Annotated in this window: 23 protein-coding genes; 10 read left to right on the forward strand and 13 right to left on the reverse strand. The window is 62.0% G+C overall.

The features are described from left to right. The first annotated feature begins 73 nt into the window (after window positions 1-73). Both VNH11_11305 and VNH11_11310 read left to right on the forward strand, forming a co-directional pair. Complete coding sequence (locus tag VNH11_11305; GenBank protein HVA46944.1) at window positions 74-1,027, forward strand: DNA methyltransferase; 954 nt, start codon at window positions 74-76, stop codon at window positions 1,025-1,027. Next, on the forward strand, window positions 976-1,977 hold the full coding sequence (locus tag VNH11_11310) for a hypothetical protein (GenBank protein ID HVA46945.1): 1,002 nt from the start codon (window positions 976-978) through the stop codon (window positions 1,975-1,977). Before VNH11_11305 ends, VNH11_11310 begins: the two co-directional genes overlap by 52 nt. 51 nt (window positions 1,978-2,028) lie before the next feature. Here the strand turns inward: VNH11_11310 and VNH11_11315 are convergent, their stop codons facing one another. From VNH11_11315 to VNH11_11350, 8 genes are all read right to left on the reverse strand, one after another. Further along, window positions 2,029-2,580, reverse strand: coding sequence for a flavoprotein (locus tag VNH11_11315; GenBank protein HVA46946.1), 552 nt, complete (start codon window positions 2,578-2,580; stop codon window positions 2,029-2,031). Between the two features lie 159 nt (window positions 2,581-2,739). Further along, window positions 2,740-3,006 carry a DNA-directed RNA polymerase subunit omega gene (locus tag VNH11_11320; protein HVA46947.1) on the reverse strand — a complete coding sequence of 89 codons (267 nt, stop codon included), beginning with the start codon at window positions 3,004-3,006 and terminating at the stop codon, window positions 2,740-2,742. Beyond that, window positions 2,999-3,577: a guanylate kinase gene (gene gmk / locus VNH11_11325; GenBank protein ID HVA46948.1), complete on the reverse strand. Its 579-nt coding sequence runs from the start codon at window positions 3,575-3,577 to the stop codon at window positions 2,999-3,001. Before gmk ends, VNH11_11320 begins: the two co-directional genes overlap by 8 nt. An 8-nt stretch (window positions 3,578-3,585) precedes the next feature. Further along, on the reverse strand, window positions 3,586-4,470 hold the full coding sequence (locus VNH11_11330; protein HVA46949.1) for a YicC/YloC family endoribonuclease: 885 nt from the start codon (window positions 4,468-4,470) through the stop codon (window positions 3,586-3,588). 139 nt (window positions 4,471-4,609) lie between these two features. Beyond that, window positions 4,610-4,987: a preprotein translocase subunit SecG gene (gene secG, locus VNH11_11335; GenBank protein HVA46950.1), complete on the reverse strand. Its 378-nt coding sequence runs from the start codon at window positions 4,985-4,987 to the stop codon at window positions 4,610-4,612. After that, window positions 4,987-5,781 (reverse strand): triose-phosphate isomerase, encoded by a 795-nt coding sequence (gene tpiA, locus VNH11_11340; GenBank protein ID HVA46951.1) that lies wholly within the window; start codon window positions 5,779-5,781, stop codon window positions 4,987-4,989. The genes secG and tpiA overlap by 1 nt, the downstream gene beginning before the upstream one ends. Before the next feature lie 39 nt (window positions 5,782-5,820). Then, window positions 5,821-6,882, reverse strand: a complete 1,062-nt coding sequence (gene aroF / locus VNH11_11345; protein HVA46952.1) for a 3-deoxy-7-phosphoheptulonate synthase — start codon at window positions 6,880-6,882, stop codon at window positions 5,821-5,823. A gap of 194 nt (window positions 6,883-7,076) precedes the next feature. Next, window positions 7,077-7,862, reverse strand: a complete 786-nt coding sequence (locus tag VNH11_11350) for a DUF4058 family protein (protein ID HVA46953.1) — start codon at window positions 7,860-7,862, stop codon at window positions 7,077-7,079. A gap of 155 nt (window positions 7,863-8,017) precedes the next feature. Here VNH11_11350 and VNH11_11355 point away from each other — a divergent pair, with 155 nt between their 5' ends. The 6 genes from VNH11_11355 to VNH11_11380 all read left to right on the forward strand — a co-directional run bounded on the left by VNH11_11355 (window position 8,018) and on the right by VNH11_11380 (window position 14,236). Beyond that, window positions 8,018-8,221 (forward strand): hypothetical protein, encoded by a 204-nt coding sequence (locus tag VNH11_11355; GenBank protein HVA46954.1) that lies wholly within the window; start codon window positions 8,018-8,020, stop codon window positions 8,219-8,221. Between the two features lie 212 nt (window positions 8,222-8,433). Continuing rightward, window positions 8,434-9,492: an alpha/beta hydrolase gene (locus tag VNH11_11360; GenBank protein ID HVA46955.1), complete on the forward strand. Its 1,059-nt coding sequence runs from the start codon at window positions 8,434-8,436 to the stop codon at window positions 9,490-9,492. Window positions 9,493-9,616: 124 nt separating this feature from the next. Then, window positions 9,617-10,765 carry a transglutaminase-like domain-containing protein gene (locus tag VNH11_11365; GenBank protein HVA46956.1) on the forward strand — a complete coding sequence of 383 codons (1,149 nt, stop codon included), beginning with the start codon at window positions 9,617-9,619 and terminating at the stop codon, window positions 10,763-10,765. 2 nt (window positions 10,766-10,767) lie between these two features. Beyond that, window positions 10,768-11,064 carry a hypothetical protein gene (locus VNH11_11370; protein HVA46957.1) on the forward strand — a complete coding sequence of 99 codons (297 nt, stop codon included), beginning with the start codon at window positions 10,768-10,770 and terminating at the stop codon, window positions 11,062-11,064. A gap of 44 nt (window positions 11,065-11,108) precedes the next feature. After that, window positions 11,109-12,770, forward strand: a complete 1,662-nt coding sequence (locus VNH11_11375; GenBank protein HVA46958.1) for a DUF1549 and DUF1553 domain-containing protein — start codon at window positions 11,109-11,111, stop codon at window positions 12,768-12,770. Beyond that, window positions 12,767-14,236, forward strand: a complete 1,470-nt coding sequence (locus VNH11_11380) for a DUF1501 domain-containing protein (protein HVA46959.1) — start codon at window positions 12,767-12,769, stop codon at window positions 14,234-14,236. The genes VNH11_11375 and VNH11_11380 overlap by 4 nt, the downstream gene beginning before the upstream one ends. Here the strand turns inward: VNH11_11380 and VNH11_11385 are convergent, their stop codons facing one another. Further along, a complete protein-coding gene (locus tag VNH11_11385) occupies window positions 14,237-14,530 on the reverse strand; it encodes a hypothetical protein (protein ID HVA46960.1) in 294 nt (97 codons plus the stop codon). Between the two features lie 62 nt (window positions 14,531-14,592). Between VNH11_11385 and VNH11_11390 the strand changes: the two genes are divergently transcribed. Continuing rightward, window positions 14,593-14,904, forward strand: coding sequence for a hypothetical protein (locus tag VNH11_11390; protein ID HVA46961.1), 312 nt, complete (start codon window positions 14,593-14,595; stop codon window positions 14,902-14,904). Then, complete coding sequence (locus tag VNH11_11395; protein HVA46962.1) at window positions 14,901-15,326, forward strand: DUF4288 domain-containing protein; 426 nt, start codon at window positions 14,901-14,903, stop codon at window positions 15,324-15,326. Before VNH11_11390 ends, VNH11_11395 begins: the two co-directional genes overlap by 4 nt. Before the next feature lie 15 nt (window positions 15,327-15,341). Here the strand turns inward: VNH11_11395 and VNH11_11400 are convergent, their stop codons facing one another. The 4 genes from VNH11_11400 to VNH11_11415 form a co-directional block, all read right to left on the reverse strand. After that, entirely contained in the window at window positions 15,342-16,499 is a 1,158-nt protein-coding gene (locus tag VNH11_11400; protein ID HVA46963.1) for an acetyl-CoA C-acyltransferase, read from the reverse strand. 250 nt (window positions 16,500-16,749) lie between these two features. Beyond that, window positions 16,750-18,894, reverse strand: coding sequence for a 3-hydroxyacyl-CoA dehydrogenase NAD-binding domain-containing protein (locus VNH11_11405; GenBank protein ID HVA46964.1), 2,145 nt, complete (start codon window positions 18,892-18,894; stop codon window positions 16,750-16,752). Between the two features lie 1,003 nt (window positions 18,895-19,897). Beyond that, a complete protein-coding gene (locus tag VNH11_11410) occupies window positions 19,898-21,205 on the reverse strand; it encodes a hypothetical protein (GenBank protein ID HVA46965.1) in 1,308 nt (435 codons plus the stop codon). Window positions 21,206-21,304: 99 nt separating this feature from the next. Continuing rightward, window positions 21,305-25,132 (reverse strand): polymorphic toxin-type HINT domain-containing protein, encoded by a 3,828-nt coding sequence (locus VNH11_11415; GenBank protein ID HVA46966.1) that lies wholly within the window; start codon window positions 25,130-25,132, stop codon window positions 21,305-21,307. Window positions 25,133-25,393 lie beyond the last annotated feature (261 nt).

A 25,393-nucleotide genomic window follows, 5' to 3' on the forward strand; every position in this document is an offset into this window, starting at 1 on the left:
GAAACAAGGCTCCTTCAGGGTGGCACTTTGCCGGACGATTTGCAAGCGGTTACGGGCACGATATGCTAGGTCCATGCCCATAAAGCGAAAACACAACGACGCCCCCTTCCTGTTCCAGACGGACGTCGTCGTCAAGGGCAAGGTCGAAGCTATCACGGCGGCGTCGAATGGCCATCGCTTGTATTACGACCATCCGAACGGCAAGCTTTATCAGGGCGACTCGATCGACTGGCTGGCATCGCTCGCGACATCCTCGGTCGATCTGATCTTTGCCGATCCACCGTATAACCTGAATAAGGCGGAATGGGACAGCTTCGACAGTCAGGAAGCGTACATTGAATGGTCGCTGTGCTGGATCTCGCATGCGTCGCGAGTCCTGAAGCCCACCGGTTCGATGTATGTGTGTGGATTCTCCGAGATTCTGGCGGACGTCAAGCACCCGGCATCGCGATTTTTCAAGCATTGCCGCTGGCTCATTTGGCACTACCGTAATAAGGCCAACCTGGGTCACGATTGGGGCCGGTCACACGAGAGCATCTTGCACTTCCGCAAGACCGATCGGTTCAAGCTGAACGTCGATGAAGTGCGCATTCCCTACGGCAACCACACGCTCAAGTATCCCTCTCATCCCCAGGCCGAAACCAGTCAGTACGGCAGTGGGGCAAAGCGTGAGAACTGGACACCGCACCCGCTTGGCGCGAAACCAAAAGATGTCATTGAGATCCCGACCACCTGTAACGGCATGGGCGAGAAAACGCCGCATCCGACCCAGAAGCCCGAAGAGTTGCTGCGGCGACTCGTTTTGGCGGCCTCGAGGCCAGGCGATCTTGTACTCGATCCCTTTTCCGGTTCGGGCACCACCATCGTCGTTGCCGAGCAGCTCGGCCGCAAATGGCTGGCATGTGATTTGGAGTTGAAATACAACGAATGGGCCGTAAATCGAATCGAAGGCGTTCCCAAAATGACGGCCGACGCGTGGCTGGAGATGGACCGGCAGAACGCCGCACGCCGCGAAAGCATTCGCTAGCGCTTCGGCACCTCGTGGAGCGGGCCTCGAACAAGCAGCGATTCGAAAAGCTCCAGGATTACATCTCGTTCGCGCAGAGCTATCTGGACTTCATCGAGCGGAGCGGCAGTCTGCAAGCCCGCATCGTATCGCAAAACGAGACGCACTATGAATTCTTCCAATACAAGCAGGACGGCCATTTCAACATTACGCGACCGCTGAACTCAAATCTCTTTGTTCCCGCCGCCGATTCGCAGCGATTGGAAAACGAATTTCTGGAAATCCTACGGGAACCTTGGAAGATCCCTAGGGAGAACGACGAGCAGCGACTGCTGATATGTAAGGCGATCTACACGATCCAGCAATGCATCGGAGCGGCACTTGACGCTCTGCCAGCAAACCGATCGAACACCGCCAGGAAGATCAATGGCGACCTTTTCGAGCGTTTGATTCAATTGCTAATTCGGAGGCTGGGCGTCGATTGCGCCGCCGGCACGGTGCAGGTGCCAATCACCGTCGACGGCGTGGAACAGTTCAAGATGAGCTATCAGCACGACCTGATCGTCAAGGAAGGGGAAACCGTCAAGGTCATTGGCGGCGTGAAAACCTCGAGCAAGGATCGCCTCGACAAAATCTTCATAGACAAATACCTTTACTGCAAGCTGACCAACTCCTGCATTCCCCACATTGCAATTTTTCTCAATGACGTACAACGCAAGGTTGGAAAAGGTCGAAACCGGTACGGGATCAACGCCACGTTTCTGCCGGGCCATTTCAAGGGTTACTCAATCAAGTTGAACCCTCTCGACGGGGTCTATTACTGCGACATCCGGCCCAACATGAAGACCGACCCTTTGCTGAGGCAGCATATCCGCACAATCGATCATTTCTTCTGCGGTGACCTGTGGCAGTTCATCTCACTGCCAGGAGACGCAACAGCACAAATCGCTGACGAAACAAGGCTTCCTTGAGCTTCCTTCCAGTGCCGGCGAATGCACCACGCGAGGCAAAACCATGCGGCGTCAGCTCCTCGGAAGGCCAAGCTGTTCGACAATCACCTCGCGTATCCGCTCTGGCGAGGCCATGCGGCCGGCGCCCTGCTTGCGGCAACTCAACCAGCCCTCTTCCGGATCGATGATCGTCACTCCATCGCGGCGAAGCTGCTCGACATTGCGTTGCACGGCCGCCTTGGCCCACATTTCGCAGTTCATGGCCGGCGCCATCAGCACCTTGCCGGCGAAGGAAAGCAAAAGCGTGCTCAACAAGTCGTCGGCCAGACCGCCGGCCGCCTTGGCCAAAAAGTTAGCCGTGGCCGGCGCCACGCAAACCAGCTCGGCCTGCTCCGCCAAGTCGATGTGCGCCCCCAAAGGATGCCCGACTTCGTCGAACACGCCGACATGCACCGCGCGGCCGGTCAGCGCCTCGAACGTCGGCGGGCCGATGAACCGCCGGGCCGACTCCGTCATCACCACCGACACGCCCGCGCCGCCTTGCACCAATTGGCTGACCAGGGCCGCGGTCTTGTAGGCGGCGATTCCGCCCGTGACGCCGATGATCAGTTCGCGGCCGGTCATAGGGTTCAGGGTTCAGGGTTCAGGGTTCAGATGAGGGATGAGGGATGAAGGATGAGGGATCGCAAAGGGCGTGCGGGCACGACAGCCCAAGACCGAAGGATCCAAGACCAAAAATCCTGAACCCTGAACCCTGAACCCTGAACCCTGAACCCTGCGGCGCTAGGACAGGTCGGTCAGATCGAGCTCGGGCGGTCCGCCGGCCTCTTCGGCCTGTTCAACCGTGCGCAAGTTCGATGACGTGTCGAGAAATATCTTGTCCTGTAGGATCTCCTGGATCACGATCTCCAGCTTGTCTTGCGACTTCAGGTCGACCAGCGGACGGCTGCCCGCGTTCAGGGCCACCAGCCGCTTTTGGATCAAGGTCGATAACTTGAACCGGCCGCCTACTTTGTTCACGATCGCTTCTTCGCGAAGCTCGTCAATCATCTCGTTCGTTCTCCAGAGAAGTCAGGATTTCACGCAACTGTTTCAAAGCCGTGTCGACGTCGTCGTTGATCACCTGAAAGCGATAGCGGTCGGCGGAGGCCAACTCGCGGCGGGCCACTTCCAACCGCCGCCCGAGGGCGGCTTCGCTTTCGGTGCCACGCTCGCGCAGCCGCCGCTCCAACTCGGCCAGCGAACTGGGCCGCACAAAGATCGTCACGGCCTTCGGATACTGCTCGACCACCGCCAAAGTGCCTTGAACGTCAATCTCTAAGACTACCCATTTTCCCGCGGCCAGCCTAGGGGTGACTTCGCTCTTCAGCGTACCGTACCAGTCGCCCCGCTGGTAGACCTCGAAGCACTCCAGGAATTCGCCCCGCTCCCGCCGCCGGGCAAACTCCTCTTTGCTCAAGAAATGATAGTCCACCCCATCGGCTTCGCCGGGCCGCGGCGCACGGGTGGTGGCCGAGATGCTGGTCACCAGCGGCACCGGCGCCGTGGCATACAGCCGCTTCAGGAGCGTCGTCTTTCCAGCACCCGACGGCCCCGAAATGACGACCAGCTTGCCCGTCATGATGAACCCTATTCCACATTCTGTATCATTTCGCGGATCCGTTCGATCGACGCCTTGATTTCGATCACGTGCCGCGCAATCTGCACGTCGTTGGCCTTCGAGCCGATCGTGTTTGTCTCCCGAAACATTTCCTGGGTAAGAAATTCTAGCTTGCGGCCGGAGCTTTCGGGCGACTCCATGATCGTGTCGAACTGCTCCAGATGGCTTCGCAGCCGCACGACCTCTTCGGAAATATCGCTTCGCTCGGCAAAAAGCCCCACCTCTTTGATCAGGTCGGCCGGATTGAGCGTGACGGCGAACTCCGCCAGCGTGGCCTGCAATCGGTCGGTCAGCCGTTCGCGAAAGGCGGTCACCACCAAGGGTGCCCGCGATTCGATCTGCTTCAGCTCGGACGCAATCGCCAGACAGTTGGCCCGCAGGTCGGCGGCCATGGCCCGTCCCTCTTCGACCCGCATCTGGGCCAGGTTCTCCATCGCCGCCACGAGCGTATCGCGCACCAGCGGCCATTCTTCTTCGGCCTCGGCCGGGCTGGTGGGGTTTTCGATCACCACGCCCGGCAACAAGAGCAATTGGGCCAACCCCACGCTCTCGCCAAGCTGCCACTGGTCGCTCAGCTCTTGGAGTTGGCGGCGATAGTTCGAGAGCACGGCCGGATTAAGCTGGTAGTCTTCGCTGCCGCGAACGCGATCGACCCGCAGCGAGACCTGCACCGTGCCGCGGCGAATCTGCTGACGCACGACGCTCTCGATCTCCGGTTCCAGCAGGCTGTAACCTTCGCCGCACTTGAGCGTGAGCTTGAAATAGCGATTGTTGATGGTCCGCACTTCGACGACCACCGCCACACCGTTGGTCTGTCGATGCGCCTCGCCGAAGCCGGTCATACTGAGAAGCAAGGCACCACTCCGTTCTGTTCCTGATTGGGGGCGTCCGCGCCAGCCCATGTTCAAGGCGTTAGGCGATAGGCGTTGGGGCATTATTAGGGGGCCGCGCCTAACGCCCATCGCCTACCGCAAGAGGCAGTTCAGCGCTTGTTCACTCCTCGCCGGCCTTCTCCGCCGGCTTGGCCGGCCCCGTGGGGCTTCCACTGCCTTTGGGCGACGGCTTTTCGGGCGACCGGTCGATCGATTCTTGCGCAGGCGGCGGCGCCGCTGCGCCGCCCGCGTTGGGATCGAACAGGTCGGTCGGCGAATTGACGTACTTCAGAAAACCAACGCAGAGCACAATCCACACGACGGCCACGACCGAAGTGATACGCGTGAACACATCGCCGGCTTTGCTGCCGAAGGCGCTTTGTCCCCCCATGCCGCCCAAGGCGCCGGCCAGACCGCCGCCGCGGCCGCGCTGCAATAAAATCAGCACGATCAAGAACAGCGACGTGACCAGAATCAATATCTTAAGAAACAATACCATCAGTTGCTTGCTCCGGCGACAATTCCCAGGAAGTCATCGGCCTTCAGGCTCGCCCCGCCGACCAAAGCGCCGTCGATGTCAGGCTGCGACAGCAACTCCGCCGCGTTGCTCGGCTTCACGCTCCCGCCGTATTGAATCCGCACCGCCTGCGCCGTCCCGCTATTGTAGCGGGCCTCGATCAGCTTGCGAAGGTCGAGATGCACCTCCTGCGCCTGTTCGGGCGTGGCCACTTTGCCCGTGCCGATGGCCCACACCGGCTCATAGGCGATCACCACGCCGCGCATCTGCGGTTCCGAGAGCTTGGCCAGCGATCCGTCGAACTGGCGGCGAATGACGGCGGCCGTCTGGCCCGCCTCGCGCTCGCTCAGCAACTCGCCCACGCAGACAATGGGTGTCAGGCCGGCGCCCAAAGCGGCCAGCAGCTTGCGGTTGATCTGTTCATCCGTCTCACCCAGAATGTGCCGCCGTTCGCTGTGACCCAAGATACAATAGCGGCACCCCAAATCGACCAGCATGGCGGCACTGACCTCGCCGGTGAAGGCGCCCGAGGCCTCGTGATACACATTCTGCGCCCCCAGGCCGACGCGGCTGCCGGCCAGGGCTTGTCCCACCGCGTCCAGATAGACGCTGGGCGGGCAAACCGCCAGATCGGCGTGCGGGAATTCCGCCGCTCTGGCCGCCACCGCTTGAGCCAACTCTACCGCCTGCCGGCGGTTGAGGTTCATCTTCCAGTTGCCCGCGATAAAGGGACGTCGCACGCTCAGCACCTCTTTCAGGTAGTTTTTTCTGCCCATCGCCCGGCGATTCAACTCGCCTGCCGAAACGCTTGCATTTCAAACGGCCAGGGCACGGGCCGGTCGCGCGGCCTCTTTCTCGACGGTTGAAATCCGCTGGCCCAGCAACGCCGCCAACGACCGGATTTGCGCGACGACCGCCGCGTATTGTTCGGGCAACAGCGCCTGCGGACCATCGGACAGCGCCTCCTCCGGGCAGTTGTGTACTTCAATGTGGACGCCGTCGGCGCCCGCGGCCACGCCGGCCAAGGCGCAGGGGCCGATCAAATCGGGCCGGCCGGTGGCGTGGCTCGGATCGACGATGATCGGCAAGTGCGACAAGGCCTTGGTCGCCGGCACCGCCGCCACGTCGAACAGGTTGCGCGTGATCGGGTCGAAGCTCTTCACGCCGCGCTCGCAGAGCACCACGCTGGAATTGCCTTCCGACAAAATGTATTCGGCGCTCATCAGCAGGTCTTTGACCGTCGCGCTCATGCCGCGCTTCAACAGCACCGGCTTGCGCGTCTGGCCCACTTCGGTGAGCAGCGTGAAGTTCTGCATGTTCCGGGCACCGATCTGGAACATATCGGTATAGCGATCGACCAGCTCGACGCGGCGCGGATCCATCACTTCGGTGACGACCGGCAGGCCGTACTTGTCGCCCGTGTCGCGGAGAATCTTCAGACCCTCCTCGCCCATTCCCTGGTAGGCATACGGGCTGGTGCGCGGCTTGAAGGCGCCGCCGCGCAGCAGGTTCGCCCCGGCGGCCTTGATGGCCTTGGCAATCGCATCCATCCGCTCGGCGCCCTCGACGGCGCAGGGGCCGGCGATCATGGCCAGGAAGCCGCCGCCGATTTTGACGCCGGCCACATTCACGATGCTCGGTTCCGGGTGGGCCTCGTTGCTGGCCAGCTTATAGGGCGGCAAGATCGGCACGACGCTGGCCACGCCGGGGATGGCTTCCAGCGGCGAGACCTGCAGCTTGGCCTCGTCGCCGATCACGCCGATGATCGTGCGGTACGTTCCGCGGCTGAGGTGCGCCCGCAGGCCGAGCGATTCGACGCGTTCGATCACGTGCTCGATCTGCTTTTCGGTAACTTCGGGCTTCAGTACGATAATCACGGCTGGTTCGTCGCGTCGAGAAAAGGAAGGTGCATTATGCCCGCCGGGCGGGAAACTTCGCAGTATAACAGAACGTCGGAGATCAAAGTAGCCATGGGAGAACTGGGTAGTGTCCTGAAGTTGAGTTGGTCCCACCCTACGACGATGGCTGCGTTCGTGAGACCAACGCAACTTTAGGACACCACCGAGAACTGCTATGACCGCCCCGGCACCTTAAGCCCTGCCTGCTCAGCAGCCCAAGCTCGATCCACCGCAGACAACGGCGCAGTGGGCGGCTGTGAATAGTCGATCGAAGTCGCGTAGCCGCCGTGCTCGAACGCGGCGGCAAAGGCTTCCTGCAGATCGACGACGACATCGCCATCGGGCGGCTTCAAAGGAACGCGGAACGTCGGCAGCGGTTGGCGGAGGCTCGACGGATAGACCTCGCACCTGGCCCGTTCGTCGGCGCGGGCTACGACCACGCAGTAATCGCAGTCCGGCAACGGATCTGGCGGCGAGATGCGTCTGCCGCCGACCAACAGGTCGATCTCCACGAGCGAAATCGGCTGGCGGAGAATTGCCCGGCGTTTAGCGAGATAGGCAATGCGTTCCGACCCCGATTTATTGGTTGGTGAAAGCACCTCCAGCACCGAAACCACCGAGTGGTCGGGACGGTAACGAATCTCGATCCAGGCTTCACGATACTCTTCTTCTTCGATCAATAGTGGAAGAGTGACGGGTGACGCGGCCGATGTGCGCGCGGGGACGATAGCAACCAGTTCGGCCTCCCGCCTGAGGAGCGCAACGTCGGGCTTGATTTGTTTCTCGGAGTCCGAGGAGACATCGATCAGCTTGATCTGCTCGTCGAGGCGCGCCTCGTAATTCACCGGCAGACGCCGCCGCAGGCTGTTTCGCAGCGCGACAATAAACTCGAGATGGAAGTCCGGCCAGAATGCCGGGTCTTCGAGATACGGATCCATGCCGGGAAACGGGCTAAGCATAACGATCTCTCTCAGCGGCGTGATAAAGCCATCACGTCCATTCTAGCCGCACGTCATGGCCCCAGCCAACAGCCGCGAAGATGGCAGGCGTTTCGCGTTCACGCAAAGCGAGAATCCGTTGAGTCAACCTCCCCGCCGACGGTAGAATTGTGGGCATGGCCGACGATACCGACGAATTCGTAACGCAAATTGGCCGTGCCCAGAAAGCCGGCGACAAGCGGAGCGTCACGTTTGTCCGTGTCATCCACAAAACCACCGGCAAGGAAAGGCTGGTTACGGGCATCGGCAACGAGCGCGCGCTAGCCGTTGAAGCTCGCCTGATTCAAGAAATCAGGAAAGAGCTTGGCAGCGGCGATTAGACCACCGCCTCCAGGCTGAGGCCTGGACCGGTCAAACTGGCATCTGTTTCGCTCTCGGCCGAGGCGAAAGCTCAGCAGGCGCAGTCGCTAACCTGCCGGTTGTACGTCACAGGCAGGCGGTACGGCCACGCTAAACGCCGCATCTTCGTCGAGATGCTTCGCGTCGGTCAGGTGCTTCACAGATGCTATGTTAGCGGTCGAAATACGCCCTTATGGGTCGTCGTTGTTTTCGCCTGCTCGGCACGAAGCGCAATTTCCGCGCGGTCGCTACAGTCATTGCAATCGCTCTGGCGGGACAGCAGGTTTGTGTTGCGCGAGCGGCTGACGCACCGCCGGTCGAGGAGCAGTTGTCCGCGTCGCCGCGTCGCCCAGGCGACGAAGTCTGGCTGGTAAGCTGCCGCAACGTCGCGCCCAGTACCGACGGCGACCTGACCCGGCTAAGGTATTCGCGGTACCGTGCAACCCGTGGTTGGTCGGCTTCCCGTCAGCAAGACTTTCGCGGTTCGACGACATCCGCGGCGAATTGTCTGCTGGTGCTGGGCAACGGATACTCCGCCTCGCAAACGCAATCCTTGGGGTTATCCATTTATCGCCGACTGACCGCCGATCTGGAGGCGAACGTCGCCGTGCGCTTCATCATTTGGTCGTGGCCGAGCGATGAGACCGATTTGGGGGCGATCAAAGACGTGCGCCTCAAGGCCGCGCGCACGCCCCAAGTGGCGAATTGCCTTGCCCGCTGGCTCGACGCGATGTCGTTGCCGGGCAAGCTTTCGCTGCTGGGCACCAGTTTTGGCGCCCGAATCGTCATGGAAGCACTTGAGCTGCGTGCGGATGCGCGGCTTCGCAATTTGCAGACCGAGAGTTCCGTCCCCGCTTTTCACAGGCCGCTCGATGTCGTGCTGATTTCGGCGGCCATCGATAATGACTGGTTATTGCCCGGACGAAAGCTGAATCGGTCGTTGGAGGAGGTCGACCGCTTGCTGCTGATCAACAATCACGATGACAGCGTGCTCAACCGGTATCGTTGGCTTTATGGACGTCGCAGCCGGGTGGAGGCCGTAGGCGTCACCGGCATTGCAACGAGCCGGCTCGGACAAAACGCCGGCAAAACCGTGCAAATCGACGCGGCGTCGATCATCGGTCGACGGCACGGTTGCGATCCTTATTTCGATTCGCCCCGACTGTTGGCGGCCATGCGACCGGTCCTGTTCGGAGAACGCCCGCTTTCGCCACCCGCCGAAGGCGTCACCCTTCCCTTGGCTGGAAGGTAGAATTGGTTGGTTTGACGTCCCCTGAAAATCGCCGCGTTGCCGCCAAAACCTCTGGATACCGCGGCCAATCTGCAACATACTGGGTATATTGCCCAGTTTCACTCACCAGCCACGGTACTCTTGTATGACAAAACCCACTTTCACGCCGGCTGCTTTTTTGGCCGCCTTGTTGTGTCTTGCGTCGGCCCCATGGGCGAAAGAACGAGCTCCGTCGCCGGCCAAAAAGTCCGCGGCGCACGACGATAGCAGTGCCACAGATGCCGCCGACTCGTCAGCCGAGGAAAGCAAGAAGGAAGCCGATGACAAGCCAGCCCGGCCCGCCAAGCCCGGAGCGATCAAACCGGGCGTCAGTCCCGATCCGGCCATTGAATTGCTGGAACCGCGGACGTACCGGCTGAAAATCGTCGCCAAGGTTGAAGCGCCTGAAGATGCGGAGAGCCGCAACGTCGTCGTGGTGGCACCTGTTCCGATGGACTGGCCCGAGCAACGGGCACGGATGATCGGCAGCCCGAAAGTCACGTCGGGGGCCAAGTACAGCGAGACCGTGAAGCGCGGCCAGTGCGCCACGATGAAATTCACGGTGCCGATGATTCCCGCGGGCGAATCGGCCGGCGTGGAACTGCTCTATGAGATCACGCGCTGGCGGATGGAGTTCGCCTCGCCGACGGAAGACCTGACCCTGCCGCACGGTCCCCCGCCGGACGTCCGCGATCAATTCGTCAAGAACGACGCGCCGGGCCTCGAAATGAAGCACCCCAAGATCGTCGGCCTCACGCGCGAACTGGAAAAGGAACATGCCGGAGAGAATGCCTGGGACCGGGTGAAGGGCTTTTGGCAGTGGACCCGCGACAACGTCGAATTCAAGAACGGCGATTTCCGCGGGGCGCTGTTCGCCATCGAGCATCACTGCGGCGACTGCGAGGAAATGAGCGCCCTGTTCGTGAGCATGTGCCGGCTGTCGGGAGTGGTGGCACGCAGCGTATGGGTCGAGGGCCACAACTATCCGGAGTTTTATCTGCTCGATTCACAGGGCCGCGGGCACTGGATTCCGGCCCAGGTCGTGGGGCCGCCCTGGTTCGGCGAGATGACCGAGTATCGGCCGATCTTTCAGAAGGGCGACCGCTTTTACGATCCCTTCCAGCGGCAGTACGTGCGCTACACTCCGCAGACGATGAAGGCCGACGGCAAAGTGAAGCCCAAGTTCACCGTCGAGCACCTGATTCTGGCCGATTCGGATATCAACGGGCCGACGTATGAGAATAGCCGCGAATAGCCATGTTGCTCACCGACTATGAACGAAGTTTTTTGAGCGTATTTATCCGCGAAGCGACGACCGACCCTTTTAAGGGCCCCGTCACGGAGGAACTGCACCGCAGGGGCATTTACTACAGCGACTTGTCCGATTTGATGGCGGCCTACTACAGGGAGACGCCCGCCGACCAAGTCGCCGCTTTCGGCGAACAAAGTTTCACGGCCTGTTCTTGTCCTTGGCCTGACCGAGAGGCGGTTGCCTGTCGGAACCACGAGGTCCGATCCGAGCTCGAAGCGATGGCCAAGCAAGCCGCATTGTAATGCTGCGATTCTTGTCGATATCACTCATCGTTGCCACTTTCACCGTGCGATCCGACCTGGCTTCGGCGGTCGAGAATAGCGACGCGCCACGGGCCGCCGTTTCCGGCAATGCGACCGCCGAGCAAGCGATCACCGAGCGACGCGCGCAGCGGCTGAAGCTCTTGCCGGCACCGCCGTCGCCGCCCAAGGTCGCCTGGTCGCCAACCGGCAAGCAAACCGTCAACTTGAATCCCCTCGACCGGTTCATCTATGCCGGCTGGCAGGCCGCGAAATTACGCCAGGCCAGCCGGCCGCCCGAACTGTGCGACGACGCGACCTTCTGCCGACGCGTGTATCTCGACCTGACCGGCGTCATTCCCGGCCCGCTGGAAGTGAACCGCTTTCTGGCCCATCGCTCGCCGCAAAAACGGGCGGAACTGATCGATCAACTCTTGGCACGCGACGCCGATTACGCGGCACACTGGACGCCGTTCTGGGAAGACGCCCTGGCCAGCCAGCCGGTGCTCAGCCAGGGAGGCATCCCCACGCGCGGCAATTACCGCGAGTGGATTTACGACAGTCTCAAAGAGAACCGGCCCTACGACGTCATGCTGGCCGAGCTGATCGACCCCAGCATGCCGCGGCGGCATCGGGCAGTGACCGAGGACCTGTTCGGCGTCAAATACGCCATCGAGTACGTCCGCAACGAAGACCATACCGTCACGTTGCAGACGGCCGCCAATATTGGCCAGGTATTTCTAGGCACGAGCATGAAGTGCGCGAGCTGCCACGACCATTTCGACAACCCCGAATGGACGCAGCAGCGGTTTGTCGGTTTCGCCAGCCTGTTTGCACCCGCAGACCTGGAGCTGATGCGGTGCGACGTACACCTGGGCAAGACCGTGCCGGCCCGTTTTCCGTTCGAGTTCGCCGGCGCGGACCAGACCGTGCCGGGCGATCTCGACGGCCGCTTGCAGTTGGCCGCCCGGCTGCTCGTCGATCCGTTGAACGCGCGGTTCGCGCAGACGATCGTCAATCGGCTCTGGAAGCGTTATCTGGGCCTGGGCCTGATCGAGCCGGCCGACGATTTTCGCGAGGATGTGCCCGCCAGTCATCCCGATTTGCTGGCCTGGCTGGCCTACGATTTCGTCGAGCACGGCTGCGACCTGAAGCACACCGTCCGGCTGATTCTATCGAGCCGCACCTATCAGCACCGCTACGACAGTTCTTTGGAAGATCATTTCGACGCCGCCGATCGCACCGCGCCGCGCTATTTCCGTTCGCCCGCCTTGCGACGGCTGACGGCCGAGCAACAGCTCGACAGCGTGCGGATGGCGCTTTCCGGCAAGCTCGGTCCGCAACAGCGCTGTTACCTCGACGCCCGGTCGACGGCGCTCATGCGGGCACTGGGCCGCCCCGATTCGCGGAACGAAATCAGCACCTCTCGGTCCGACGATTTTGGCGTCGTCTCCGCCTTGGAGCTTTTGAACGGCCCTGAATTGCACGAGGTGCTCAAGGATACGGAGCTTTCGTTGAAGCCCGCCGTGCGTCACGACCCGCGGCGGCTGGTGGATCAACTTTATTTGCAGGTTCTCAGCCGGCATGCGACGACCGAAGAGAAGAAGTTCGCCGCGCGATGGCTGGCCGACGATGCCTCGCAGGAAGAGGCAATCCGCGATTTGTTATGGGTGTTGATTTGTTCGCCGGAGTTCCAGTACGTGCCATGACCAGACACGAACCGACATTCAACCGCCGCAGTTTTCTTCAAGCGGGCCTGGCCGCCGGGCTGGCCGGGCCGTCGCTGGCGGCAGCCGCGCGTCCGCTGGTGGCCAAGGCCGATGCGGTTATCTTCGTCTGGCTGCCCGGCGGCGTGTGCCAGGCCGACACTTGGGATCCCAAGCGGTTCACTCCCTACGAAAAAGGAATGAAAGGGAGCGGACTCTTGGGCACGTGCCCGTCGATTCCTACGACGGTGGATGGACTCTCGATCGGTGCCGGGCTGGAGCAGATGGCCTCGGTCATGCACCACGCCACCGTGCTGCGCAGCCTGACGAACGAGACAAAGTTCGGCGCGGTCCATCTCAAGGCCCAGTATTACATGATGACCGGCTACCTGTTTCCGGTCGGCGTAAAGGCGCCGAGCATGGGCGCCGCGGTGGCCCGCACCCTGGGGCCGCGGAATCCGCAGGTGCCGCCGTACATCTACCTTGGCCGCGACATCGACACCAGCGACACCGAAAAGCAGTTCATCAACGAATATATCGGGCCGGGCTTCTATGGCCCGAAGCACGCTCCGCTCATGATCCCCAACCCCGTCCGCGGGCTGGCGACGCTGAGCGCGACCGCCGGCATGACCGTCGAGCGTCTCGACCGGCGGCTGAAGATGCTGGAGGAGGTGCAGCGAGCATCCGGCGGCAGCTTGCGAGACTCGGCCAAGGTCGAGGATTATCTGCGGGTGATGGCCCAGGCCCGTGCCATGATGGATTCGCCGGTCAAACTGGCGCTCGACTACGTCAAACAGGAGCGGGCGGCCACCATTGCCGCCTACGAGCCGCAGATTACGGCCGAGCAGGTGAAAGACAAGAAATATTATTTTGGCCGCCGTTTCGGGCATGGGCTGCTGGTGGCCCGCCGGCTGGTGGAAGCTGGCGCGCGGTTCGTGCAGGTCGAGTATCAATACGGCGCCTTCAAAGGTTTTGACACGCACGAAGACGGCTCCACTCGCATCGTCGAGTTGAAAAAGCAGGTCGACGGCCCGCTGGCCCAGTTGATCCGCGATCTGGCCGACCGCGGCCTGTTGGAGCGGACGCTGGTGGTGGTGGCCACTGAATTCGGCCGCACGATCGCCAATCAGCCGAAGGCGGGCGTCGAGCCAATCGGCTTCGCCGAGCAGCAGTCGGGCGACGACCTGCTGATCGAGAGCGAGAAGATGTATGGCTTTCACGGCCACTTCAGCAGCGCCAACACGCTGCTCTTCTTTGGCGGCGGCTTCAAGCCCGGCCTGGTCTATGGCCGGACGGCCGAGCGTCATCCGATGGTGCCCGTCGAGCACGCCGTCTCGCTGAGCGACGTACACGCCACGGTCTATCGCGCGTTGGACATCGCGCCCGACACGGCTTACGTCACCGAGGGCCGGCCGTTTCACGTCACGAAAGACGGCAAGGGAAGGGCGATCGAGGCCTTGCTGGCTTGATTAATCGTCGCTGGACAAGGGCAAGGCGATTTCTTCCAGCGACTTGCGTTCGGCCACATAGGAGGTGCCGATGAAGCCGATTTCGTCGCTGGTGAAAGCCAGCGTGTCGGGATGCCGCAGAATGCCGCTGATCGCGCCCATCAGCGTCACTTCGAGGCCGTCGAGAATCCAGGTGATGCCCAAGGTAAACAGCACCAGCCAGTGAAACCGGCCCCAAGGCAGGCGGTCGAGGCGCGCGGGCACATCGGTCTGGATGGTACGCGGTGGTGCAGCGGAAAGGGTTGCCTGGGCCATGGCAGTAAGGGAGGTGCATCGTCCGTGCCAAGCCGTGGACAACGCACGATCTGAAGACGGCAATGATTGCCCCGCGGCTGGCGCATTTTGACAACCACCGCGCTGTGCGGATACGATTAGAGTACGGAACCCGTGAGACGTGCGCCATTGATGAGCTGCCCGCAATTATGACGAAAAGTCGAGAGGGCGGGGAGAATTACATTACCAAGGCCGCCAAGCGGGAAGCCAAACGAAGCGGCAAAGACGTATGTTCTATTCTTGGCAAGTGGCTCACCGAAGCCAAGCAGGCAGGCGACGTTCGGCGAGCCGTTGATATTCTTATGGCGCAAAAATACCTCGGCTGTCGAAATAAGCGGAAGAGGAGTTCAACATGAGTTGGTACGCCGCGCACTTGGTCATGTTCGTCGAGTTCAAAGATACGGTCCAAGAACAACATCCTGTTTGGGAGAACATTGTTCTCATCGGCGCCGCGAGCGAAGAGGAAGCGTTTGAAAAGGCCGAGCGACACGGTCGCAGCGCGGAAGGCGACGAGTGCGGCTCATTCCGCTGGGGCAAAAAGCCGGCACAGTGGGTGTTTGCCGGCGTACGCAAACTGACGGAATGCGCAATGCTCTCTGACGTACCCGGCGACGGCACCGAGATTTCCTTCAACGAATTGGAATTGGCCTCTCGTGAGGACGTCCGAAAACTAGCCCAAGGAAAGCCCGTTCAGGTCACCCTGGCCGATCGTTTTCCCACAACCTCACGAAGTGGCGCGGACGCCGAAAGCAAAGCTCGTAAACGGAAACCTGCCTGATCCAGTGAGGCCTGCTCACACGAGCTCGAAAATCGTGGCGATTCCCTGACCGACGCCGATGCACATGGTCGCCAGGCCGCGCGTGGCGCCGCGGTCGACCATGGTGTGAATGAGCGTGGTCGCAATCCGCGCGCCGCTGGCGCCCAGCGGATGCCCGATGGCGATCGCCCCGCCACGCACGTTCAGCTTCTCCTCGTCGATGCCCAGCATCCGCACGCAGGCCAGCGTCTGGGCCGCGAACGCCTCGTTCAGTTCGATCAGGTCGATATCTTTCAGCGACAGGCCGGCCCGCTTGAGGGCCTTCTGGGTCGCCGGCACGGGTCCGGTGCCCATCACGCACGGATCGACGCCCACGACGGCCGTGGACAGCACGCGCACCAGCGGCTTCAGGCCCAGCTCGGCGGCTTTCTCTTCCGACATCACCAACATCGCCGCCGCGCCGTCGTTCAAGGGCGAGCTGTTGCCCGCCGTCACCGTGCCGACGCCGGGCATAAACGCCGGCTTCAATGCCCCCAGGCTCTCCAGGCTGCAATCAGGCCGGATGCACTGGTCGGTCTCGACGAGCGTGCGCTCACCGGCCTCGTTGCGGCCCCAAACCGGCACGATCTCGTTCTTGAAGTCGCCATTGGCCGTGGCTTCGGCGGCACGGTGATGGCTGCGCATGGAAAACACGTCTTGCTCCTGGCGCGAAATGCCTTGCGTCTGGGCCAAGAACTCGGCCGTCACGCCCATGTTCAGCGCGCCCTTCGACGTGCGATGGAACAGCTTGGGGTTGATGTCGATGCCGGCGTCCATGGCGATATGGTGCATGTGCTCCAGCCCGCCCACGATCTGCACGTCTTCGAAGCCCGCCATGATGGCGTGCGTGGCCTGGTTGAGCGCCTGCAGGCTCGAACCGCAGAGCCGGTTGATCGTCGTGCCGCCGGTGGCCGGCGAGAGGTTGGCCATCAGGCCGATGCTGCGGGCGACGTTGAGGCCCTGCTCGCCCTGCTGCTGCGTGTTGCCCAGCACCAGGTCTTCGACTTCAGCCGGGTCGATACCGGTGCGCTCGACGAGCGCCTGGATGACGGCCACCGCCAGATCGTCGCTGCGGACATCGCGAAAGACGCCCTTTTCTTTGTGCGCGCGGCCGATGGCCGTGCGGACCCCGTCGATAACTACCGCGCGTTTCATAGAACCTCCAAGATACTTGCTCTATATTCTACAGCCCAAATCGTCTGCCGACCGCTGCGGCGCCGGCACCCCAAAACAACAGCAGCAACGCGCCGAGCAACAGGATGAATGCCCCCGCGACGACTTTGCCAAGAAACCGCCAGAATGCGCGCTGCGCTTCGAGAGCGCAATCGAGGTGTTCAATGCGGCGCGAGGTAACGAAATCGCCGATGCTGAAACTCCCGGACGACTTTCGATGCCGAATTGTCTTCTACTCCCCATAAAACGTCCGACCCTCCTTCGCCAGCCGCTCCAACATCGGCGTTGCCTGATACCGCTTGCCGAACGATTGATAGGGCTTCAACATCTCCACAATCTTCGCGGCCCCCAGCGTGTCGGCCCAGAACAACAGCCCGCCCTTGAACGGCGGAAACCCGATGCCGTAAATCAGGCCCAGGTCGACGTCGCGCGGGTCGCGCACCTTTTGCTCTTCCAAAATCCGCGTCGCTTCCAGCACCATCGGCAAGAACAACCGCTCGATGATCTGCTGCTCGCGGAGCCTGGTTTGCCCGCGCATCAGCGGCTTCACGACATCGGCGAGCGTCGGGTCGGGCGTGCCGCGGCCCTCCTTTTTGTCCTTATAGGCGAAGAACCCGACACCCGTTTTTTGCCCCAGCCGTCCGGCCTTGACCATCGCGGCCAACAAAGGCGATTCGCCGATCCGGTCCGGGAACGCCTCGTGCATCACTTGCCCGGCGTAGTACGCCGTGTCGAGGCCCACCACGTCGTACAGCGTGATCGGTCCCATCGGCATGCCGAACGTCTTGGCCGCCGATTCGATGGCCTTGATCTCCACTCCGTCCAAGATCAACTCCAAGGCTTCGTTCATGTAGGGGAGCAGCAGACGGTTGACGAGAAAGCCCGGTCCGTCGTTGACCACGATCGGTGATTTGCCCACCGCCTTGGCGAAGGCGACGGCGGTGGCCACGGTCTCGTCGCTCGTCTTCGGCCCGCGAATCACTTCCACCAGCGGCATCTTGCGCACCGGGTTGAAAAAGTGGATGCCGCAAAAACGCTCGGGCCGCTTCAGCTTTTCCGCCAGCCGGCCGATGGAAATGGCCGACGTGTTGCTGGCCAGAATCGTCTGCTCCCCCAGCAGCGGCTCGATGCGTTGATACAGCTCGCCTTTGACTTTCGGGTTCTCCACCACCGCTTCGATCACCAGGTCGCAGTTCTTGTATTCCGCGTCGGCCGTGGTGGCGTTGACCAGCGGAGCGAACTTGAGCATCCGCTGCGGATCGCTCCCCTTGGTCTGCTTGTTGTAAGAGACTTCTTCCAGAATCTTTTGCACGCCGCCGGCCAGGGCGGGCACGACGGCGTCGCTGAGCGTGACCGGCAGCTCGCGCTTGACGACCGCGGCGGCGATGCCCGAACCCATGATGCCGGCCCCGAAGATGCCGACCGATTTGATCTCGCGGGGTTTGACGGCGGCCGCCACGCCGGTGTCTTTTTTGTTGCGGTCGCTGAGAAAGAAGACGTTGATCAGTGCCCGGTTGATGGGCGTGCCGAACAGTCCGGCGAAGGCTTCGGCTTCGGCCTCGCCCGCGGCGTCGGCGTCGAGGCCGGCCGAGCCGAGCAACACTTCCAGCGCGGCCAGCGGCGCGGGATAGTGCCCCTTGGTCTGGCCCTGGATATAGGCCGAGGCCGTGGCGCCTAGAAAGCCCAGCTCGGTTTCGTCGATGTCGACCGGCTTGTGCCAACGCTGGCGGTCGGCCAGGTATTCTTTGGTTGTCGCCTCGCTTCGCACCAAGGCGACGGCCGCCGCGTCGAGGCGTTCACTGGGCACCAGGTCGGAAACCAGGCCCATTTGCATGGCCGTTCGTCCGTCGATCGGTTCTCCGCTCGTGATCATCTCGACCGCGTTGCCCAGGCCGACGATGCGCGGTGCCCGCACGGTGCCGCCCCATCCGGGGAACAGACCCAGTTTGACTTCCGGGAAGCCGAACTGGGCCTTGGGGCTGGTGCTCATGATCCGCCGGTCGCACCAGATGGCCAATTCGGCCCCGCCGCCCACGCAGATGCCGTCGATGGCCGCCACCGTGACGAACGGGCACCGCGACAGCCGCTCAAACAGCTTCCGGCCGCGGCTGGCGATGCCGATGGTCTGTTCGTGCGTGGGGTTCTTGGCGGCCACGAACTCCCGCAAGTCGGCCCCGGCCACAAAGATGCCGGGCTTGCCGGAACGCAGCACCAGCCCGGCCAGATCGCCGCGGGTTTCGAGTTGATCGAGGTGCTGCTCCAGCTCGTCGAGCACCGACTGCGATAGGACGTTGGCTCCCTTCTTCGGCGCGTCGAGCGTGAGCGCGGCAACGTCGGCATCGAGCATCGACAGGCGGATTGTGGAATCGTCGGCCATAAAGCATCCTTTTCCGGATCGGTTGACTCAAGGGCGATGATGTATTCTAGCAAGCGCACCTGGAAGCGGCAGGCATCCGCCGCGCGCGGCGCATTTGGCGACCGTAGCCCTTTCGCTCCGCGAGCGGAAGGCCGTTTACTCTGTGCCCATGCGACACGCGTGTCGCCTCGGCGCGTGTCGCCGGAGGCGAACGGGCCGCAGGCACTTTGGCCGCGCGCGGCCAAAGTGCCGACCGTGGCCCTTTCGCTGGAGCGAGAGGAAAGCCGTTTACTCCGCGCCCATGCGACACGCGTGTCGCCTTGGCGGCCTGTCGCCGGAGACGAACGGGCCGCAGGCACTTTGGCAGCACGCTGCCAAAGTGAGGAGGATGACGGATGACACCCCTCCAACGGATAAGTCGCAAACCCTTGTCGCCAAAGATTTTGCGCTTCCGCGACGGAACGCGGCCACATCCGTTTCTACAACGGCGCCTTCAGGGCATTTTCGAAGATGGCCAATTCGCGCCGAACGAGGCAGAGCGATGAACACCGACTTTTGCAAACGTTGGCAGCCTTCGAACACACTTGGCAGCCTTCGAAAAAAGCCGCGAGAAAGACGTAGCAGCCGTGCAGCGGAGGTTTGCTACGTTCAAAAACGCCAGCCGACGAAATCGACCTCTGATTTGAAGGTGGCCAACTCGCCACGGACCACTGACCACTGACAACAACCAACTTTTCAAAGAGCCTGGCCGGCGCGCTCGGCGCTGCCGCCCCGTCAGCCGTCGGGCTGCCAAATTGGCCGATACGACAGCCATCGGGTTATTGCAGCTATTCTCATGCCGCAAATGAACAAAGTAACACGTGTGCGCCGTTCGGGCCTTCATCCTGCCGCATTGAATCTCCCGGCGACTCGCTTTGCGAAAAGTGTGGGTGTCTTGCTCTGCCTCGCCTTGCGTTCGACCCGTTTTGCGTTCCGTTTTGCGTTCCACCTTATCCCCTTGTCCGGACCCTCACCGCCCGCACCATCACCAAAGCGGAGTTCCCACCGCCGTGCTGCCGAAATCGACGACCGTGCCGCCCGTGGTTCCTATGTTCAGGTTCGGCCTGAGTGCCTGAAGTCGCGCTATCCCCGCCGCGGTGATTGATTTTGCCCCGGCCAGATCGACCACCTCCAACGACGGCAGTGCAGCGAGATGCACAAGCCCCGCGTCAGTGATGCGCGTTTCGCGAAGACTGAGCCCACTTAGGCACGGCAGTCTCGCCAAGTGGCGCAGCGAGTCGTCGTCTACCGCGGTGGCCCACAACGAGAGGCTGGACAATTGGGACATCGTCGAAATGTCGGCCAGCGCCGAGGACGTGATCTTCGTCGCAGTCAGATCGAGGATTCGAATCGATGGTAACGCTGCCAGACATCGAGCCCCGTCGTCGTTGAAGTCGGTCTGGTAAAGACTGAGCTCTTCCAGTCGCGTGAGAGACGCGAGATGCCTAAACGCCACGCCGGCAACTTTGGCCTCACGCAGGCGCAGGACTCGCAAACGCGAGGCCCCGGCAAGACGGCGGAGGCCCTCGTCGGTGATTTCGTGCCCGCTCGTCACCTCGGGTCCGAAGGTCGCACGCAGCTTAGCGAGTGCGGCAGGATCCCCGTGTAGGTGGGCACTGATCATGTCGAGGTTCAGCTCCTCCAGCGCAGGCATCGAGGGAATATGTGCCAAGTCACTGTCGGAGATTCGCGTCCGGCTGAGATCGAGTAATCGCAAGGATCGCAACGCAGTCAGATGACGGAGCCCTTCACCGCTGATGCTCGTGGCCACGAGGCCGAGCTTCTCCAGCGACGGCAGCTTACCGGCAACCTCGCGCAGCACTGGATCGATCGCCCCATGCGCGGGCTCGTCGCCAAACGTGACGTACGGGCCGATCTGTACCGCCTTACCGGTGAGTCCCGCCTCCCTAAGCTCGGTCAGCGAGCCCGGAATCCAGTCGCGCCCCGGCTCACTTAGCCTCAGCTCCTTGAGCGTCGGCGACGCGAGGATCGCAGCAACCTCTTTCCTATCGGAAATGTCGCAAAACGCGCCGACAACAACGTCATGGCGCTCGAGCTTGCCCAAGCTGTCAATGCGACGTAACGACTCTGCGCCGCGGCCGGCCTTTTCGACGCAAACCTCGCGACCGTGCTTAACGAGCGGCGTGACGGTCGCGACGAGCGCGCGATAGGCGTGCTCGCGCGAGGCCCAAACGGCGAGCGGGACCGACGCCAAGGTGACCAGTGCGAGGAGCGACCGCAAGGCGTACTGAGGACGGAACGTATGTGGAGCGACAGGCGAAACGGCTTTCATGACACCCTGAATAACGACCTATTCGGCATTGTTGCCCGCGGCAAGCGTTTCAAAACTCAGGCCCACCGCTATCCGCACGGAAGCGACCACGGCGCGCGGTCACTTTTTAGGGGGCGGCAACCCCAACCAGCCAAAAATGTCCTTCTGCGCCAGGCCTGGTAAAGCACGATGCTTGCCGACGTCGTCCGCCGTTGCGGCCTTTGCGGCCTCTGGATCGTCTGGGTCGTCTGGCTTTGTCGTCTTGTCGACGTTGTTGTTGCCCAACGCCGGAAAGCTCGCACCATGTAATGCATCGGGGTTATCTGCATAGGTTTTGTCGTCGGCCTCGAACACGTTGAACCGGTCGTACGTGGCGCCATCGTTCGGCACCTCCGTGCTGGGTCCGCCGGTCTTACCGTTTGTGCTATTGACCGCGTCCTCCGTCAACAAATAGACACGTAGCTTCTTATCCCATTTGCCTTGGAATTCCTTCATGAACCCGGCCCCCTTCGACTTCGCTGGAAGATCCTTAATCCTTTCCGCGATCATGCCGGGGAGCAGCTCTTTAATCTTATTCGCCACCTTAATCGCCTTGTCGCCGCCCCAACTGTAACCAGCCAGCAAAAGGCGGTACACATTTTCATCCTTGAGTTTTCCCGCGGCAACGTCGTCCAGGATTTCCTTCACCAACTCTTTTGCAATCTCCTCCTCGTTGTTACCGACCGCGTCGAACGGGGCTGTGTTCTCGGAGGACGGGCGAAATTCTATGCCGGCCGGGGCCTGTTGCTTCTGCCCCTTCGGTGGCTTGGGCCTGTTAGCGTCGAAGCTTTTTTTGACATCCCGGAGCTGCTTCTGGAACCCGGTCGGATTGCTTTGCTCACCACGGCCGAGAATGCCGACAATTTTCACCGGCCCTGTGCCTTCCGCGAATTTTCGCTTCGTCGCGGCCTTTTGCTCGGCCTGCAACATCGCGACCTGCACGGCCCCGCCCTGCTCGGCACGCCCACCCGCCACACCCACTTCATCGCCGGAACGGAACATCGCGTCCTTGGTGCGCCGCTCCTCGCCGGCCTTGGCGAAGTGGAGGTCTTCGCCGGCCACCTTGGCCGGTCCGCCCGAGATCTGCAGTTCCTGCCCTGGCCTAAAAACGGCGTTGACCGGCTCTGGACTCGTGTTATGCACGAGCACCGCGATGTCGCCTTCCAGACTGCCGACGAAGTAGGTGTGGAAATCCGCCACCCGGAGGTTGAACACTTCTTCTATTGTATCACTCTCCTCCACGCTGGTCACGATCGCCGGCACCCCACTGTACGAACGCAGCTCGTCGCGCGGCTGCAGGCGCGACGCCGCCACAAAGCCTTTGCCTCGGACGTACAGGGGGTGATTGCCGGTGATGCGGATCAGCTTCCCATTAACGCGAATGTGCCATAGCCGCGCCGGCTGATTCTCGTAGAACTGCAACACCGGCTTGGTCGCGATCGTGCCCTCCGGATCCGCGTCGTGTGCCGCGCTCACCTCGCCGCCGGCCACGAAATCCTCGATCGCTGCCCGAACGCCGTTGTGAACAATCGGCGTTCCGCGCGGGAGGCAATACTCGTGCAGAAGGCTCAGCCCAAGCTCGTTAAAGGCGGCGTCGTTGGCGGCGGCGGCCAGATTCGCCGACGGGCCAGCGCCCCAGTACGGCGTACCGCCGACGTGGACTGCCGGGCCGACGGGCGAATAATCAAGGTCGCCGGGGCCGTTCGAACTGGTGGCATTGGAGCTATTGTTGAAGTAGGCCAGCAGGCCGTTGCGGTCGATGCCGGTTTCGGCGAAGTTATCGATCGCGCCCGACAAATAGTTGCCCGTCTCGGTGACCGTGTAGTTGGTGGCCGGCGTGCTGTTGTAAGGCAGATTGGCCAGATAGCCGGTCTCCGCCAGGGTGTCGTTGCCGCCGCCGCTGATCGTGCGGCCGAACTGCCCGCTCAGCTCGTTGCCGGTCTCGTTCGTCGAATAACTGTCGCTGCCGCTGAGCGACTGACCGAAGGCGCCGTTCGCATCGCTGCCGTTTTCGGTGATCGTGTAGCCGTCGTTGCCGCCCTCGTTCAGCGTGTATTGCCCGGTGACGTGGCTGCCGGACTGCGTGAGCGAGTAGCCGTTGCTGCCCGTTTCGGCCAGCGTGAAGGTGGCCGAGCCGGAGTGCACCGACTCGTTGAACGAATAGCCCTGGGTGGGCGATTCGCTGAAAGTGTAGTCGCCGCTGAGATTGTTGCCGCTCTCATAGATCGTGGGTGATTGCGTGCTGCTGGAGGTCACCGTGTAGCTGCCGCCCGAATCAGTGCCACCCTGGCTCAGCGAGGTGGTTTCCACCTCGTTGGTGGTGCTGGAATAATCGCCGCTGATGGTGTTGCCCGTCTCGGTCGCGGTGGAACTGGTCGTGTCGCTCGACGACAGGCTGAAGCTCGTCGTGCCGTCCTGGCTCGCCTGGTTGAGTGAATTCGTGTCGCTGTCGTAGGTCGTCGTCGAAGAAGTGCCCACGATCGAGTTGTCGGTGCTGTAGACCGTTGTCGTCGAGTTGTCGGTCTGGACGATCGTGTAGCTGCCGCTGGTGTTGTTGCCGATGTTCGTGAGCGTGCTGCTGTCGGTGTCGGTCTCGCTGGAGCTGCCGTAGCCGGTGATTTCGTTGCCGAACTGGTAACTGCTGACCGTCGTGCTGGTGTCGGTCGCAGAGTCGCTGTAGCTGTTGCCGGCCCGCGACCCGCTGTCGTGCGTGGTGGTCGTCGTGCTGCTCGATTCGCTGAGCGTGAAGCTGCCCGTGATGGAGTTGTCGCTGCCGGTCGAGGAGCTGGAGGCGAGCGTGGTGATCGTCTGGCTGTCGCCGTCGCTTCCTCCGTATGCATCGCTCTGGTAGAGCGTGGCGCTGCTGTTGCCGGTCTCGCTGGAGGTCGAACCGCCCGTCACGTCGTTGCCGCTCGACGAGACGCTGGAATAGTCGCTCTGGTAGGTAGTGGCGGTGGTGGTCACCGCGCCCACCGTGTCGTTTTCCAGCACCGTCGTGCTGGAGTTCGACACGTCGGAGAGCGAATAGTTGCCGGCGATGGAATTGCCGGAACGATGAACGGTGTCGGTCGAGTTGCCGGTCTCGGTATTGCTGGTGGAGAGGCCGCTGTTGGTGTCGGTCTCGGCGTTGGAGAACGAGGCGTTGGTGTTCTCGACCAGGCTGAAGCTGCCCGTGATCGAGTTGGCTGTCTCGCTGGTGTCGACGGTGGTCCAAGAGTATTTCGAGCCGCTGGTGTCGGACGAGGCGTCGCTGATGCTCTCCGGGCGGCTCAGCGTGTCGGTGGCGTGCGAGCTGGTGCTGGTGTAGCCCGTGACGTCGTTACCCGAGTAGGTGGTGCTGTCGGTCGATTGATCGGTTTCGGTGGCCGTGACGGAGAGCACGGGCGGGCCGACCATATCGCCCAAATTGGTCTCGGCCGGGTACATGGTCGTGGTGCTGGTATCGTAAGAGCTGCCGCTCTTGTCGCCGGTTACGTTGTTGCCGCTTTCGCTGGCCGATGTCGTACCGGTTTCGTTCTGCGAGATGCTGGTGGTCGAGCTTTGGTTGTATTCGACGCTCCACAGCGTGCCGCTGGACGAGCCTTGTTCGTTGTTACTGTAACTGCCGGTGACCTCGTTGCCGTTTTCGCTGGTCGTGCTGTTGTCGTACTCGGTGCTGGTGGAATGGCTGGTGTCGGCCTGGTTGGTGTCGGTTTCCCAGTTGGAGTTGTGGCGGAATTCGTCTCGGCGAGCGAATAGCGGCCGATGACGCTGTTGCTGCTGCCTTGCGTCGTGTCGGTGCCGCTCGACCGGCGCGGCGGCGGCGACCGCGATTAGCGGCGGGCGCCGACGCAGCCGATCGGACCGCTTGCAGCTGCTTTGCTTATGAATGGATTGCCAAAGAACACGGTGCGTCGCGAGCCTCGTCACGACGCTACTGGCCCCGCTCCACACAAATCGTTCTGACCCGTTGTCCGTTCCGAGAGCCGGATGCGGGAAATCCGCACGTCCGGTTCGATGAGCGGGAGGTGGAAACGGAGCACGGTTTGGCTAGCCCGGATTATTCATGGCCGCGGGAATAAATATGCCTCCGGGAGGCTCTAAGGTATTGAGTACCGTCACCTTAAGGCCGCGCACGGAGGCATGTAGTGGATCAGCAGTCTGTCTTCCAGGTTACCCTCAATTTTTTCG

Source organism: Pirellulales bacterium, assembly GCA_035533075.1.
In the GTDB taxonomy this organism is placed as follows: Bacteria; Planctomycetota; Planctomycetia; order Pirellulales; family JAICIG01; genus DASSFG01.